Source organism: Falsiroseomonas sp. (assembly GCF_051859025.1).
Lineage (GTDB): Bacteria > Pseudomonadota > Alphaproteobacteria > Acetobacterales > Acetobacteraceae > Falsiroseomonas.
Genome location: NZ_JBHYGL010000001.1, coordinates 913,637 through 928,180 on the forward strand (window position 1 = coordinate 913,637; position 14,544 = coordinate 928,180).

At 71.3% G+C, this 14,544-nt stretch carries 15 protein-coding genes and 1 tRNA gene; 12 read left to right on the forward strand and 4 right to left on the reverse strand.

Annotated elements, in window-relative coordinates; translation table 11 throughout:
• The first annotated feature begins 136 nt into the window (after nucleotides 1-136).
• The 12 genes from ACTIE5_RS04455 to ACTIE5_RS04510 all read left to right on the forward strand — a co-directional run bounded on the left by ACTIE5_RS04455 (nucleotide 137) and on the right by ACTIE5_RS04510 (nucleotide 11,620).
• Complete coding sequence (locus tag ACTIE5_RS04455; protein WP_439548482.1) at nucleotides 137-628, forward strand: prepilin peptidase; 492 nt, start codon at nucleotides 137-139, stop codon at nucleotides 626-628.
• A gap of 9 nt (nucleotides 629-637) precedes the next feature.
• The gene (gene cpaB, locus ACTIE5_RS04460) at nucleotides 638-1,483 is read left to right on the forward strand and encodes a Flp pilus assembly protein CpaB (protein WP_439548483.1); all 846 of its coding nucleotides are present in this window, start codon (nucleotides 638-640) and stop codon (nucleotides 1,481-1,483) included.
• 29 nt (nucleotides 1,484-1,512) lie between these two features.
• Nucleotides 1,513-2,940 (forward strand): type II and III secretion system protein family protein, encoded by a 1,428-nt coding sequence (locus ACTIE5_RS04465; RefSeq protein ID WP_439548484.1) that lies wholly within the window; start codon nucleotides 1,513-1,515, stop codon nucleotides 2,938-2,940.
• Nucleotides 2,937-3,239 (forward strand): hypothetical protein, encoded by a 303-nt coding sequence (locus ACTIE5_RS04470; RefSeq protein ID WP_439548485.1) that lies wholly within the window; start codon nucleotides 2,937-2,939, stop codon nucleotides 3,237-3,239. Before ACTIE5_RS04465 ends, ACTIE5_RS04470 begins: the two co-directional genes overlap by 4 nt.
• Entirely contained in the window at nucleotides 3,236-4,465 is a 1,230-nt protein-coding gene (locus tag ACTIE5_RS04475; protein ID WP_439548486.1) for an AAA family ATPase, read from the forward strand. Before ACTIE5_RS04470 ends, ACTIE5_RS04475 begins: the two co-directional genes overlap by 4 nt.
• Nucleotides 4,462-5,874 (forward strand): CpaF family protein, encoded by a 1,413-nt coding sequence (locus tag ACTIE5_RS04480; protein WP_439548487.1) that lies wholly within the window; start codon nucleotides 4,462-4,464, stop codon nucleotides 5,872-5,874. Before ACTIE5_RS04475 ends, ACTIE5_RS04480 begins: the two co-directional genes overlap by 4 nt.
• Nucleotides 5,871-6,827: a type II secretion system F family protein gene (locus tag ACTIE5_RS04485; RefSeq protein WP_439548488.1), complete on the forward strand. Its 957-nt coding sequence runs from the start codon at nucleotides 5,871-5,873 to the stop codon at nucleotides 6,825-6,827. The genes ACTIE5_RS04480 and ACTIE5_RS04485 overlap by 4 nt, the downstream gene beginning before the upstream one ends.
• A 13-nt stretch (nucleotides 6,828-6,840) precedes the next feature.
• On the forward strand, nucleotides 6,841-7,767 hold the full coding sequence (locus ACTIE5_RS04490; protein WP_439548489.1) for a type II secretion system F family protein: 927 nt from the start codon (nucleotides 6,841-6,843) through the stop codon (nucleotides 7,765-7,767).
• On the forward strand, nucleotides 7,761-8,243 hold the full coding sequence (locus ACTIE5_RS04495) for a TadE/TadG family type IV pilus assembly protein (protein ID WP_439548490.1): 483 nt from the start codon (nucleotides 7,761-7,763) through the stop codon (nucleotides 8,241-8,243). The genes ACTIE5_RS04490 and ACTIE5_RS04495 overlap by 7 nt, the downstream gene beginning before the upstream one ends.
• Nucleotides 8,230-8,823 (forward strand): TadE/TadG family type IV pilus assembly protein, encoded by a 594-nt coding sequence (locus tag ACTIE5_RS04500; RefSeq protein WP_439548491.1) that lies wholly within the window; start codon nucleotides 8,230-8,232, stop codon nucleotides 8,821-8,823. Before ACTIE5_RS04495 ends, ACTIE5_RS04500 begins: the two co-directional genes overlap by 14 nt.
• On the forward strand, nucleotides 8,820-10,646 hold the full coding sequence (locus ACTIE5_RS04505) for a pilus assembly protein TadG-related protein (protein WP_439548492.1): 1,827 nt from the start codon (nucleotides 8,820-8,822) through the stop codon (nucleotides 10,644-10,646). The genes ACTIE5_RS04500 and ACTIE5_RS04505 overlap by 4 nt, the downstream gene beginning before the upstream one ends.
• 134 nt (nucleotides 10,647-10,780) lie before the next feature.
• Nucleotides 10,781-11,620 carry a hypothetical protein gene (locus ACTIE5_RS04510; RefSeq protein ID WP_439548493.1) on the forward strand — a complete coding sequence of 280 codons (840 nt, stop codon included), beginning with the start codon at nucleotides 10,781-10,783 and terminating at the stop codon, nucleotides 11,618-11,620.
• 129 nt (nucleotides 11,621-11,749) lie between these two features.
• Here the strand turns inward: ACTIE5_RS04510 and ACTIE5_RS04515 are convergent.
• From ACTIE5_RS04515 to ACTIE5_RS04530, 4 genes are all read right to left on the reverse strand, one after another.
• Nucleotides 11,750-11,826: transfer RNA gene (locus ACTIE5_RS04515), tRNA-Pro, on the reverse strand.
• Nucleotides 11,827-11,881: 55 nt separating this feature from the next.
• Nucleotides 11,882-12,835, reverse strand: a complete 954-nt coding sequence (locus tag ACTIE5_RS04520; protein WP_439548494.1) for an aldo/keto reductase — start codon at nucleotides 12,833-12,835, stop codon at nucleotides 11,882-11,884.
• Complete coding sequence (locus tag ACTIE5_RS04525) at nucleotides 12,832-13,515, reverse strand: hypothetical protein (protein WP_439548495.1); 684 nt, start codon at nucleotides 13,513-13,515, stop codon at nucleotides 12,832-12,834. The genes ACTIE5_RS04520 and ACTIE5_RS04525 overlap by 4 nt, the downstream gene beginning before the upstream one ends.
• Nucleotides 13,508-14,539 carry a zinc-dependent alcohol dehydrogenase gene (locus tag ACTIE5_RS04530; protein ID WP_439548496.1) on the reverse strand — a complete coding sequence of 344 codons (1,032 nt, stop codon included), beginning with the start codon at nucleotides 14,537-14,539 and terminating at the stop codon, nucleotides 13,508-13,510. The genes ACTIE5_RS04525 and ACTIE5_RS04530 overlap by 8 nt, the downstream gene beginning before the upstream one ends.
• Nucleotides 14,540-14,544 lie beyond the last annotated feature (5 nt).

Sequence of the window (14,544 nt, forward strand, 5' to 3'; positions counted from 1 at the left end):
CGGCACCGGCCTCGGCACCTTCTTCACCAGCGTCGTCGCCAAGCTGACGCTCTGAACGGCTGCCCCTTCCCCGCCGCGCCGCCAGGCGCGGCGGGGTAGCGATCCCCGCACGCCGCCGGATTCCGGAACAGATTCCATGTCCATGATGGACGTCGTCGCACCGCTCGCCGCCCTCGCCCTGATTGCCGCGGCGCTGCACGATGTCGTGGCGCGGACCATCCCGAATGCCATCCCCGCCTTCGTCGCCCTGCTTGGCCTGGCGCTGCGCGCCGCAGAGGGCGACCTCGCCTGGGGGCTTCTTGCCTTCGTCCTGGTCTTCGCCCTCGCCGTCATCGCCTGGCGCTACCACGTCATGGGCGGGGGCGATGTGAAGCTGCTGGCGGCCTGCGCGCTGCTGCCGGCGCCCGGTTCGGTCGCCGACATGATGGTCGCGATCGCGCTGGCGGGTGGCGCGCTGTCGCTGTTCTACCTGGCCTTCCGGGGCCGGCGCCCCCTGCCGATTCCGCCGCGCGCCGCCTCCCTCCCCGCCCGCGCCTGGCGCGCGGAAATCTGGCGCCTGCGGCGCGGCGGTCCCCTGCCCTACGGGGTCGCGATCTGCGGCGGCGTCCTTCTGACGCTGGCCGGCTGAGGTAGTCCCATGGTCCTCCGCTTCACCCTGTTCTCCGTGCTGATCCTGGGCCTGGTCGGCTTCCTCGGCGTGGCCTGGATCGGCCTGCGCCCCGCGCCGACGCCGCAGGAGATGGTCGCCGCCCCCGTGCGCGGCAGCTACCTGTCCGCCGCGCGCCCGATCCGCGCGGGGTCCCTGCTGCGGCCGGATGACATCACCTCCGTCGAGCTCGATGTCGCGACGGTGCCGCCGGAGGCGCGGCGGGATACGCCGCAATCGCGGGCGGAGCTGGTGGGCCAGATGGCGCTGCGCCCGGTCGGCCAGGGCAGCCCCTTCATGGCGGAGGATTTCCTGCGCCCCGGCGACCGCGGCTTCCTGGCCGCCCTGCTGGCGCCGGGCATGCGCGCGGCCTCCATCGGCGTGGACGCCATCAGCGGCATTTCCGGCCTGATCTGGCCGGGGGACCGCGTGGATGTGGTGCTGACCCAGACGATCGGGGACGAGACGGTGCCGCTGGAACGCCGCATCGCCGGCCAGACCGTGCTGATCGACAGCCGCGTCATCGCCATCGACCAGGCGATCGTGCAGGGCGCCGTGGGCGATGGGCCGGAGGCCAACCGCCAGGTCCGCACCGTGACGCTGGAAGTGGCGCCCCATGCGGCGGAACGCCTGGCCGTCGCCGCGCGCCTCGGCCGGCTCAGCCTGACGATCCGCGCCAGCGCCGACCGCGAAGGCGATGCGGTGCAGGAGACGGATAGCGTGACCTGGGGGGGCGACGTGTCTCCGGCGTTGCGTGCCGCCCCCGGAACAGTCACGAATCCGCGGCCCATCCAGGTCCATCTGGGCGGGAATCGTCGTGAGGAGTTCCGGTTCTGACCCCCGCCCTTCGCCGCCGGCTTCCTGCCTTGCTGCTGCCCTTCCTGGCGGCCGTGGGCCTGCTCATGCCGGCGCTTGCGCCGGCGCAGTCGCTGGCGCCCGGCCAGCCCCAGCAGGCGCAACCCCAACCGCAGCGCCCGACCGCGACGCCCGGCATCGCCCCGGGCGGCACGGTGTTGCAGGGCGGCGCGCCGCTGGCCCTCAGCGCCGGTTCCGGCCGCGTGGTGCAGACCTCCCGCCCCGTCGCTTCCGTCTTCGCGGCCGATCCGCGGGTGGCGGAGGTGCGGCCAGCGAGCCCGACCTCCCTCTTCGTCTTCGGCGTCGCGCCGGGCCGCACAACGGTCGCCGCGCTGGATTCGGATGGCACGGTGGTGGCGCAGCATGAGGTGACGGTGCGCCCCACCGCCTTCACGGCGCCCGAGGCGCAATCCGTGCTGTCCCGCGTGATGCCGAGCCGCAATGCGCGGATCGAGATGCGCCCCGGCGGCTTGGCGCTGATGGGGGAGGTGAACACCCCCGCCGAGGCCGAGCAGGCCGTCGCCATCGCCCGCGGCCATCTGGCGGAGGGGCAGACGCTGGACAACCGCCTGGTCGTTCTGGGCCAGGTTCAGGTCAATCTGCGCGTGCGCATCGCCGAGGTGTCGCGCGAGGTGGCGCGCGCCATCGGCATCGACTGGCAGAATATCGGCAATGTCGGCCGCTTCTCGCTCAACCTGACGACGCAGAACCTGCTGACGAGTGCCATCAACTCCCCGTCCCGCCTCGCCGCCGCCTATAGCGGCACGCCCGACGTGAATGCGCTGATCGATCTGCTGGCGCGGGACCGGCTGATCCGCCTGCTGGCGGAGCCGAACCTGACGGCGATGAGCGGCGAGACCGCGAGCTTCCTGGCCGGCGGCGAATTCCCCATCCCGGTCGGGCTGCGCGACGGCAACATCACCATCCAGTTCAAGGAATACGGCGTCGGGCTCGCCTTCGTGCCGACGGTGCTGGCGCCGAACCGCATCAGCCTGCGCGTGCGGCCGGAAGTCAGCGAATTGACGGAACAGGGCGCGGTGCGGCTTTCCAGCGGCAATGCCTCCATCCAGATCCCCGCGCTGACCGTGCGGCGGGCGGAGACGACGGTGGAACTCGGCAGCGGGCAGTCCTTCGCCATCGCGGGGCTGCTGACCGATGCCTCCACCAGCACGGGCCGCGCGCTGCCGGGAATCGGCGAATTGCCGATCATCGGCCAACTGTTCCGGTCCGACAGCTTCCAGCGGAACGAGACCGAGCTGGTCATCATCATCACGCCCTACATCGTGCGGGGTACGACGGACCCGAACGCGCTGCGGGCGCCGACGGACCGGCAGTTGCAGGCCGATGACATCGATCGCGGGCTGCTGGGGCGCCAATTGGGATCGCCGCGCGGCGGGCCGCCAAGGCTGCCGGGCATGGCCGGGTTCTCGATGCCATGAGCACGATCCGCACCACCATCCTCGGCGCCGCGCTGCTGCTGGCCGGCTGCACCGGCAGCAGCATCGATCCCTATTCGCGGGAGGGGAACTGGCGCCCGAACGGCGCCAATGAGGCGAACCTCATCCAGATGCTGGCCACGCCCACGGACTACACCCAGGGCCAGGCCGCGCCGGACGCGATGGGGGAGACGGCGACCGCCGCGGTGCAGCGGCTGCTGCAGGACCGCGTGCGCAACCTGCCTTCCTCCACCACCACCCAGGGCATGGCAGGCGCCTCGGGCATCGGCGGCGCGCAGTGAACGCCTTCGACAAGCTGGCGGCGGAGGCGGGTGAGGAAACCGCCGCTTCCTTCCGCACCGATCGCAAGCAGCTGATCTGCTTCGCGACCGATGCCGCGACGGAAGCGACGCTGCGGGAAGGCTTCATGGACCTGGCGCCGCCGGGTTCTGAATTCCGGCGCGGCGACATCAACGCCGCCATCGCCATGCTGCGCACCACGCCCACGCCCTGGACGCTGCTGGTGGATCTGACCGGCCATCCCCAGCCCTTCGCGGCGCTGGAGGATCTGTCGGAGGTGGTGGAACCCGATGTCCGCGTGCTGGTGATCGGCGACCGCACCGACCTCGGCTTCTACCGCCACATCACGCGCAACGTCGGCGTCGCGGACTACATGTACAAGCCGCTGACGGCGGCGCTGATCGCGGAGAATTTCGGCGCCGTCGTCGCCCGCAAGCGGCAGGAACGCCAGGTGCGCGGCGGCAGGCTGCTGACCATCACCGGCGCGCGGGGCGGCGTCGGTGCCTCCGCCATCGCGGGGAACCTGGCCTGGTACCTCGCCAATGTCGCGAAGCGACACAGCCTGGCGCTGGATGCGGACACGCAGCGCGGCACGCTGGCGCTGATGCTGGCCGCCGAAGCCGGCGGCGGGTTGCGCACCGCGCTGGAACAGCCGGCCCGGGTGGATGAGCTGTTCGTCGAACGCACCGCCCATGCGGTGAACGACCGGCTGCATGTGCTGGCGGCGGAGGAACAGCTGAACGCCCCGGTGAACTACACGACCGGCGCGGCGGACCGGCTGATCAGCCTGGCGCGGCGCCGCTACAACTTCATCGTCGCCGACGTGCCTTTCCAGCCCGCGGGCTTCGGGCATGAGCTGCTGGACATCGCGCAGCAGCGCGTCATCGTCATGGAACCCACTTTGGCCTGCGTGCGGGATGCGCTGCGGCTGCTGATGCTGCCCCCCGGCAGCGGCCAGGCGAGCCGGCCTCTCCTCGTGCTCAATCGCGCCGGCCGTGCGGGCGGCCTGCCCACCGCCAAGATCACCGAGGTGATGAAGCAGGAACCGGACGTCGTCATCCCCGACCAGGCCCGCAAGGTCGAGGAAGCGGCGACCCTCGGCCAGCCGGTGGAAGGTGCCTTCCGGGATGGCATCGCGCGCGTCGCCGTGGCCTGCGGCGCGGCCTCCGCGCCGCCGCCCGGCCTCGGCAGCCGCATCGCCAGGCTGCGGAAGATGTTCCGGAAATGAGCGGCTTCGCCACGCCGAGCTTCGGCCGCCGCCGCAGCGATTCGGCGCCGGCGCCGGTGCCCGCCCTGGCGCCGCCGCCGGCCGCGCCGGCGTCGGCATCGCCTTCCGCCTTCGCACCGCGGCCGCGCCAGGCGGCGACGTCCGGCGCCAATCCGGTGATGGCGGAACTGCGCACGCTCTGCCTCCAGCGCGTCGATCCCGCCATGGTCGCGGACATGCCGCATGAGCGGCTGGCGGCGGAGGTGGAGCGCCTGCTGGCGGAGATCGCGACCGAGCAGCGCCGCCAGCTGAATGCGCGCGAACAGCGCCAGCTGGCGCTGGAGCTGGTGGATGACATGCTGGGCCTCGGCCCGCTGGAGCCGCTGCTGGACGACGACACCGTGACCGACATCATGGTGAATGGCCCGGACAAGGTGTTCATCGAGCAGCGCGGCAAGGTCACGCTTTCCGGCGTGCGGTTCCGCGACTCGCAGCACCTGGCGAACATCGCGCAGCGCATCGCCGCCGCGGTGGGACGGCGGGTGGATGAAAGCAGCCCGATGGTGGATGCGCGGCTCCAGGACGGCAGCCGCATCAACATCGTCTTCCCGCCGCTGGCCCTCGACGGGCCGTGCCTGTCGATTCGTAAATTCTCCCGCAAGCTGATCGACTTCGACCGGCTGGTGGAGAACGGGTCGATCCCGCGCCAGATGGCGCGGGTGCTGCAGATCGCGTCGCAATGCCGGCTGAACGTCATCATTTCCGGCGGCACGGGTTCGGGCAAGACGACGCTGCTGAACGCGATGAGCCGCCTGATCGATGTGGGCGAGCGTGTCATCACGGTGGAGGACGCGGCGGAGCTGCAATTGCAGCAGCCGCATGTCGTGCGCCTGGAAACACGCCCTTCCTCGCTGGAAGGGCGCGGCGAGATCAACCAGCGCGACCTGGTCCGCAACGCGCTGCGCATGCGGCCCGACCGCATCATCCTCGGCGAGTGCCGCGGCGCGGAAGCCTTCGACATGCTCCAGGCCATGAACACCGGCCATGACGGCAGCATGAGCACGATCCACGCCAACACGTCCCGCGATGCGCTCATCCGTATCGAGAACATGGTGACGATGGGCAATTTCGGCCTGCCGACGCGCGCCGTGCGCACGCAGATCGCCAGCGCCGTCGACATCATCGTGCAGGTGGAACGCCAGCGCGACGGCGTCCGCCGGGTGACGCAGGTGACGGAGCTGGTGGGGATGGAGGGCGAGGTCTTCACCCTCAATGACATCTTCCTGGCGGAGCATGAGGGCGAGGATGCGGACGGCAAGCTGAAGGTCCGCTGGCGCGTCAACCGGGCGCGTCCCTCCTTCTCCCAGCGCCTGGCCTATTTCGGGCTGGAACGCGCCTGGCAGGCCGCCTTCGACGAGCCCGAGCGATGAGTCCCGCAACGCTGGTCCTGGTTGGCGGGGTTCTCTTCGCCGCGCTGGCGATCGGCGTGGTGCTGGGGCTGTCCGCGCTCGGCCGGGCCGAGAAGCGCCAGGCGCGGATCGCCGGCGTGGTGTCGCCCTATCTGCAGAACGTCACCGTGCGCGCCGTGCGGCCCGGCCTGGCACAGACCATGTCGCGGTCGCCGCTGATGCCGAAGATCGCGGCGCTGTTCGGGATCGCGCCCGAACTGCGCCACCACTATCCCCTGCCCTGGTGGCTGGTGCTGGTGCTGTCGCTGGTCGCGGCGCGGCTCGGGCTCGGCATGGTGGGGGTGATTGCAGGCGATGCGATCGTGCTGGCGACGCCGGTCGCCTGGCTGGTCGTCGCGCGGGTCATGTTCGGCCGTTTCCACGAACAGCACCGCCGGCGGCTGTTCATCCAGCTGCCGGATGCGCTCGGCCTGGTGATCCGCGCGACTCGCATCGGCATCCCCGCGACGGAGGCGATGCGCACCGTCGCCAAGGAAGCGCCGATGCCGACGGCGGAGGAATTCCGCAAGATCGCCGACCGGCTTTCCATCGGCATGCCCTTCGACCGGGCGCTGGAGGAGACGGCGCTGAAGAACGGCGTGCCGGAATACCGCTTCTTCTCCACCGCCATGTCGCTGCAGGCGCAGACCGGCGGCGGGCTGTCGGAGACGCTGGAGAACCTGGCCGATGTGGTGCGCAAGCGCGTCGCGCTGCGGGCCCGCGGCCTGGCGCTGGCGTCGGAGGCGCGGACTTCCGCCGCCATCCTGGCCGGGCTGCCCTTCGGGGCGGGCGGGCTGATCGCGCTGCTGAACCCGTCCTACGCCGCCGTGCTGATCAATGACGAAAGCGGGCAGCGCATCCTGGCGCTGGCCATCGGCATGCTGCTGTTCGGTATCCTGAGCATGCAGGGCATCATCAAGAAGTCCCTGTCATGAAGGCCATGGCGTCATGACGCAGCAACTTGCCGTTGTCATGCTGCTGACGGGCATGGTGCTGGCCCTGGTGGGCCTGGTGCTGGCGCGCACGCTGCGGGCGGAACAGCGCGTGGCGACGCGGCTGCTGACGGTGCAGCGCAGCGTCGGCGTGGACCAGGTGGCGGTGCCGTGGTCGCTGAAGCGCGCGGTGCTGCAGGGTTTCGCGCGGCTCGGCACCGCGCTGACGAAGGCGGGCGTGCTGTCCCCCCGCACGGTGGCGGATCTGGAACAGACGCTGTCCGCCGCGGGCTTCCGCAGCAGCGGCGCGCTGCCGGTGTTCCTCGGCGCCAAGCTCGTGATGCTCGTGGCCGTGCCGCTCCTCACCTTCGTCCTGGTGACGGTGGCGGAGGTGCAGCAGCCCACCAAGGGCATGCTGCTGGCGATGGCCGCGGTGGCGGGGATGCTGATCCCCGACCTCGTCGCCAAGCGGCTGCGCAAGCGCTACCTGAAGGAGCTGGAGCTCGGCCTGCCGGATGCGCTGGACCTGATGGTGATCTGCGCCGAAGCGGGGCTTTCGCTGGAAGGCGCGATCGACCGCGTGTCTGTCGAGATCGCGCCCGCCAACCGCTCCATCGCGGCCGAGTTGTCGCTGTGCGGCAGCGAGCTTCGCATCCTGGCCGACCGGCGCGCGGCGCTGATGAACATGGCGGAACGCACGCGGCTGGATGTGATGCGGCGCGTCGCCGTCATGCTGGCGCAGTCGCTGCAATTCGGCACGCCCATCACGGTGGCGCTGCGCACCCTGTCCACGGAGATGCGCGGCGAGCAGCTGACGCGGTTCGAGGCGCGGGCCGCGCGGCTGCCGGTGCTGCTGACGGTGCCGATGATCGTCTTCATCCTGCCGACGCTGTTCCTGATCGTCGGCGGGCCGGCCATCCTGCAGGTGCTGCGGTCATGGTAGGGCTGATCCGCCGGATCTTCGGGCGGCTCGACAACCGGGGCGCCTATGCGCTGGAATTCGCGCTGCTGACGCCGGTGTTCCTGACGCTGATCACCATGACGATGGAGATCGCCTGGCAGCTCGCCATCGGGGCGGGGCTGGACCATGGCACGCGGGTGGCCGCGCGCTGGGCGGCCACGGGGCAGACCGCGCCATCGGGGCTGACCAGTTCGCAATACGTGGCGCGCGTGGTCGCGCAATCCTCGGGGATGCCGATCGTCGCCTCCAACCTGACGGTGACGGCGGAATCCTTCGCCTCCGTGGGATCGATGACGGTGCCGACGCCGGGCCTCGGCACCGCGGGGCAGATCGTGCGGTTCAGGATCGTCTATCAATCCACGGCGCTGACGCCGGTCGGCCGCAGCCTGGTGCCGAACGGGCTGTTCCGGCATTCCACCAGCGTCGTCGCCCGCAACGAGCCCTATGCGGCGCGATGACGGGCGCGCGGGCATCGCGTCGCTGGAATTCGCGCTCATGCTGCCGGCGCTGCTGGTGCTGTTCGTGGGCGTGGCGGAGGCGCTGCTCTACATGCGCACCTGGTACCGGCTGGATCGGACGGCCATGGAAATCGCCAACATCACCTCGCAATACGAGACCATCGCCTCGGCGAACATCAGCCAGCTGTTCGACGCCGCGAACAGCATCGCATCCCCCATCATGGCCAATTCGGCGACCGGCAATGCCAGTTCGCGCGCGCGCACCTTGATCAGCGTGGTGAGGAATACAGGGTCCGGCAACAGCGTGGCCTGGTCCTGCAGCCGGGGCGACGCGACCCTGCCCGCGACCATCGCCGGCAGCACCACCCTGCCGAACAACCTGGTGGTGCCGAACGGCCAGACGCTGGTGGTGGTGGAGGTCATCAACGGCACGCGGCCCTGGCAGACCCTGGTCCGGCTGGCGACCATCACGAGCTTCCTGGGCTTCACCGTGCCGGATCCAGGGCCGATCCGCACCTTCGCGCTGGTGCGCCCACGCACCGGCACGCTCGCCACGCTGACCGGGAACTGCCCGGCATGATCGCGGCCCTGCGACGCCTTCGCCGCCTTATCCTGGCCGACCGCCGCGCCACCCTGGCGGTGATGGTCGGGCTGATGATGGTGCCGCTGACCGGCTTCGTCGCCGTCGCCGTCGATGGCATGCGCGCCTGGCTGGTCTATTCGCGCATGACGGCGGCGCTGGATGCCGCGGCGCTGGCCGGCGCGCGCAACATCGGCCTGGCCGCCGCGACCCGGAACAATGAAGTCTCCTCCCTGTTCTGGGCCAACATGTCGGTGAAGCAGTCCGGCTGGACCGCGGCATCGGGCCTGACCCAGTCCTGGAGGAGCTTCCTCGATTCCAGCGTGCGGCTGGAAACGCTGACGGCGGTGGACCAGCTGACCTTCCAGGTCACGGCCAGCGCGCAGATGCCGACGACCTTCGCCCAGGTGATCGGGATCAGCACCTTCACCATGCGCGGCACCGCCCGCGCGCAGCGGGCGAATACGGGGCTGGAACTGGCGCTCGTCCTCGACATCACGGGGTCGATGGACACGAACTGCACGCTGCCGTCGAACCGCACCACGACGAATTGCGCGATCACCACCATCCCGCGCGCGTCGAACCAGGTGATCTCCGCCGTCAACAACAACGCGGACCTGATGCGGGTCGCGGCGGCGGACCTCGTGAACATCGTCTTCGGCAACAACGAGACGCAGCGAAACCTCTATGTCTCCGTCGTGCCCTACACCACCACGGTGAATCTCGGCCCGACGCGCACCGCCTGGCTGGATGCGACATCCCGCGCGACCCTGGCCGCGAATTTCAGCCCGACCACCTGGTGGGGCTGCGTGGAGGCGCGGGTCGGCTACGCCGGCGCGCCGACGGATGGCGACCGCAACGACTACACGCCGGCGGAGCATCCGTTCCGCCCCTTCTACTGGCCCTCCACGCTCGGCGTGTACACGCGCAACGGCAACCGCGTGCCGGGGGACAATGACTGGGCGCGGCGGCTGTGGAACGCGACGACGACGGGCACGGATGCGATCACGGAAGCCTGGTTCCCCTGGCGCGGCAACTACCAGGTCGGCCCCAATTCCGGCTGCCCATCCACCCCCGTTCTGCCGCTGTCCACCAGCAAGACCGCCGTGCTGGACACGATCCAATCCATGCGCGCCACCAACCGCGGCGGCACCATGGGCAATCTCGGCCTGCTGGCGGGCTGGTGGACGCTGAGCCCGCGCTGGCGCGCGACCTGGAACCTCGGCCCCGCGCCGGATGGGCAGGCGACGTCGCTGCCGCTGGCCTACAACACGCAGTTCATGCGCAAGGTCATCGTGATGATGACGGATGGCGACCAGAACTGGTTCGATTCGCCGAACGGCTATCCCGGCGACTGCACCATCACCTCGGTCAACACCAACTCCTTCCCGAATGCCGGTGCTGGCTTCGCGGCGCCGGGGCCTGCCATGCCGGTGCATCCGGTGGCCTGCCCCTCCTCCTCCCAGACCAGCAGCGTGGTGACGGCCACGGGCGGCCCGGTGATCTCGGGCAATGCCGACTATACGGGGTATGGGCGGCTCGGCGACCGGCGGCTGGGCAGCACCATCACCAGCGCCTCGGCCGCGACGACGGAGTTGAACAATCGCCTCGCCGCGCTCTGCACCACCATCAAGAACAACGGCATCACGATCTACACGATGGTGGTGAACACCACGGGCGCGGTCAGCACGGCCACGCGCAACCTGTACCAGAACTGCGCGACGGCGCCGGCGAACTACTACCTGGTGAGCACGCCGGACCAGCTGCGGCCGACCTTCCAGCTGATCGCCAACGAACTCACCAACCTCAGGATCGTGCAGTGACGGCGCCGCGGTCCGCCCCGCCTTCCGGCACGCCCATCTCGGGGCTTGTGATGCGCAACACCCCACGGCAAGGTCCGGCGGCAAGCGGGTTCCGCCGCGCCGCGGCACCCAGCGACGGAGCCCTCCCCCTGTCCATGCGCCATCCCTCCCCCGCATCGCCGCAGCGCCTCCGCGGCCTTGCCCGGACCCTGCTGGTGGCCTCGGCCTGCGTCTTAGCCGTGGCGGGATGCGCGCGCCTGCCCAACCCGCTGGCAGCGCGCCCCCAGGCCGCCGCCGTGCCCGCGCCGCAGCCGATCGACGCCCTGCGCGCCGCGGCGCAGGCCAGCCCGCAGGACCGCTTCGCCCAGGCCCGCCTGGCGGACGCCGCGGAAGCGGCCGGGTTCCATGCGGAGGCTTCCGCCGCGTTGCAACGCGTCATCGACATCGATGGCTCGACTCCGGAACGGCTGGTGCGGCTGGGCACCATGCATCTGCGCGCCGGCAATCTGGCGGCCGGGGAGGCTGCCTTCGCCGGCGCCCGCGCCCTGGCGCCCCGCCATGCCGGGGCCGCCGCCGGCCTGGCGCTGACCTTCGACATGGCAGGCGACACGGCCCGCGCGCAGGAAGCCTATCGCCAGGCGCGGACCGTGGCGCCGAATGACTGGACGATCCGCAGCAACCAGGCGGTGTCCCTGCTGCTGGCGAAGCGGCTGCCGGAGGCCGAGCGCACCTTGGCGCCGGCGGAGCGCGAGGCCGATGCCCCCCAGCGGGCGCGGCACAATCTGGCGCTGATCCTGGCGGCCCGCGGCGAACATGCCCGGGTGGTGCGCCTGCTGCGGCGCGACGCCGCCGGCACGGATGCGGAAGCGCTGGCGCTGGAGTTCAGGAGCTTCGCGGAATGGCTGGCGACGGCATCCGAAGCCGAGGCCAGCGCCCTGCTGCTGCAACCCGCGACGCTGCGCGCCATCCCGCGAGAGGGTGGCGCCGGCAACTGAACCGGCCGCACCGGCCCCGGCATCACGAAGGCCCAGAATCACGAAGGCCCAGAATCACGAAGGCCCAGAATCACGAAGGCCCGGCGGAGCGATCCGCCGGGCCTTCGTGATTCCTGAACCGCGTCAGGATGGTCGGAGCGGCGGGATTCGAACCCACGACCCCCAGTCCCCCAGACTGATGCGCTACCAGACTGCGCTACGCTCCGACTGAGGGGGGCAATAGCATCGGGGTTTGGGGCCGCCAACCCCCGGGGCGCCACACTATGCGGGAATGGCGGTGATCAACCCCTCCGCCAGCAGGTCGGACCAGAGCGCGGCGGGGGGCTCCGCCGCCAGCAGCGCCAGGTTCGCCGCGAGTTCCGCCGGCGCCTGGTGGCCGACGACCACGGCCTTCACGGCGGGGCACAGCAGGGGGAAATGGATGGCGGCGGCGGCGATGGTGACGCCATGGCGGGCGCAGACGGCCTCGATGGCGGCAGTGCGGGCCATGAGGTCCGAGGGCGCGGGCTTGTAGCGGTAGCGCGCGGCCGGGGTGGCGCCGGTGGCGAGGATCCCGGTCTCGAAGGGGGCGGCGAAGAGCACGGGCGTGTTGGTGGCGACGCAATGCGGTAGCAACGCCTGGCAGGCTTCCTGGTGCAGCAGGGTGCAGGCGCCGGCGAGCATGACGGCATCGAAGGGTGCCTCCTTCAACAGGCGGAGGATCGGCACGGGGTCGCGCATGGCCACCCCGATGGCGCCGACCACACCCTCCGCCTTCAGGCGGGCAAGCACCGGGAAGGCGCCCTTCAGCGCCAATGCGTGCTGGGCCTCATAGGCATCGCCATGCAGGCTGGGCTGCACATCGTGGATGAAGACGATGTCGAGTCGCCCGGTGCCGAGGCGCGACAGCGCGGTGCGGATCGTGGCTTCCGTCCCTGCCGCGCTGTAGTCGAAGCGGTCCGTGCCATCGGGCAGCAGGTACCGCCCCGTCTTGGTACCGAGGACGTATTCATCCCGGGGGCGGCCCTGCAGCGCCGGGCCGAGTCGGCGCTCGCTCTCGCCCCCCGCGTAATAGGCGGCGGTGTCGAAGTAGCGGAGGCCCGATTCCCAGGCCGCATCCACCACGGCCTTCACCCCCGCCTCCCCGGCCGCGCTGGCCAGGGAACCGCCGCCGATGCCGAGGCGCGACATCATCAGTCCCGTGGCGCCGAAGGGGATGCGATCTGTGGCGTTCATGCGGGCGGATTCCAGTGCGCGCGGCGATGCGCGGCGCGTTCGCCGGGAGCGGCGCCGGGGAAGACGAAGAGCAGGTCGTAGACGCCGCCGATGGAAGCGGGGGCAGCGCCCGGGGCGAATTGCGCGGCGGAAGCTGCGAAGGCGCGCGCGGCGGAGCCGCGGTCCTGCGCCTCCAGCATCAGCACGGCGGCGAAATCCTCCGCCGCGCCGGCGCCGCCGGTGCCGAGGCGATGCGCCGGCGCGTCTTCGGGGGGGCGCAGGCCGATCCGGGCGCCGACCAGGCCGGGCGCATCGGCGAGGGCCGTCACATCGATCCGCTCGGCGCCCGGCAGCCGCAGCACGGCCAGCGCGGCGCCCATGCCATGTCCGGCGCGCGCAGCCTGCACGCAGGGGGCGCGCAGGAAGTGACGGAAATCGGGGCGCATGGAGGCGGACCAGGGCGTGGGGTTGGCCAGCAGGTCGCGGTATTCCGGCGTCTCGAGCGAGTCGAGACCCTCCAGCTCATACAGCGTGAACCAGCGATGGGTGGGGTGCGCGGGGTCGCGGTAGCGGCGGCCGGCGCGGAAGCCGGGGGCGGCGACGCGTTCCGGCACATGTTCGCGGGCGTGCCATTCCTCGTATTCAGCCTCCCGCCCCGGGGCGAGGTCGTTCCAGAGGGCCAGGAAGGCCGGATCACTCATCGCCGGGTTCCGGCAGCAGGATGGCCTTGGTGGCCTGGCGGCGGCGGGTGATGGCGAAGCCCTCCAGCGCGTCGCGCAGTGGCAGGCGATGCGTGACCATGGGCGCGAGTGCCGCGCCCTGGCGCAGCACGAAATCCAGCGTCCGGCGCCAATCCGCGATCTTGCCGCGGTTGGTGCCGCGGAGTTGCAGCTGTTCCCGGACCACGGTGTTGAGCGGGATTGCCGCCGGGCGGGGATGGATGCCGGCGATGACCAGAACGCCCTCCCGCCGCAGCAGCGGCAGGGCCTCCGCCACCAGGGTGGGCATGCCCACCGCCTCGAACACCACGTCGAAGCGGCCATCGGCGGCCAGGTGGGTGAGGCCCTTGTCGCCCACCTCCCGCAATTCGTGAAAACCCAGGCGTTCCAGCACGGCGAATCGCGGGGCATCGTCGCGGCCGGCGATCATGACCTCCGCCGCCCCCGCTTCCCTTGCCATCAGCGCGATGGCCTGGCCGATGGCGCCGGGGCCGAGGACCAGCACCCGGTCCCCGGGCCCGACTCCGCCGACGGAGACAGCGCGCGCGCCGATCACCAGCGGTTCCGTCAGCGCGGCGATGGCAGGGTCGAAGCCCGGCGGCAGGGGCAGGCAGTTGCGGGCGGGGGCCAGGACGAAGGGCGCGAAGCCCCCTGCCCGCGTCATGCCGATGCCCCGCCGGTCCACGCAGCGATCCCGGTCATCCGCCCGGCAGGCGGCACAGATGCCGCAGGTGACGGAGGGGATGACCACCACCCGCGTGCCCGGTGGCAGGCCGGGATCGCCGGATTCCACCACCCGCCCGGCGAGTTCATGGCCGAGCGTGACCGGCATCGACGCGGTGATGAATTCGTAGCCGCCCGACCAATCCTCGATATGCAGGTCGCTGCCGCAGATGCCCGCGGCCTCGACCCGGACCAGCACCTCATCCGCGCCGGGCGGCGGCGGGCGGGGGATGTCGCAGAGGAACAGGCCGGGGGCGGGGCTGAGCTTGCGCAGCGCCTTCATCGATG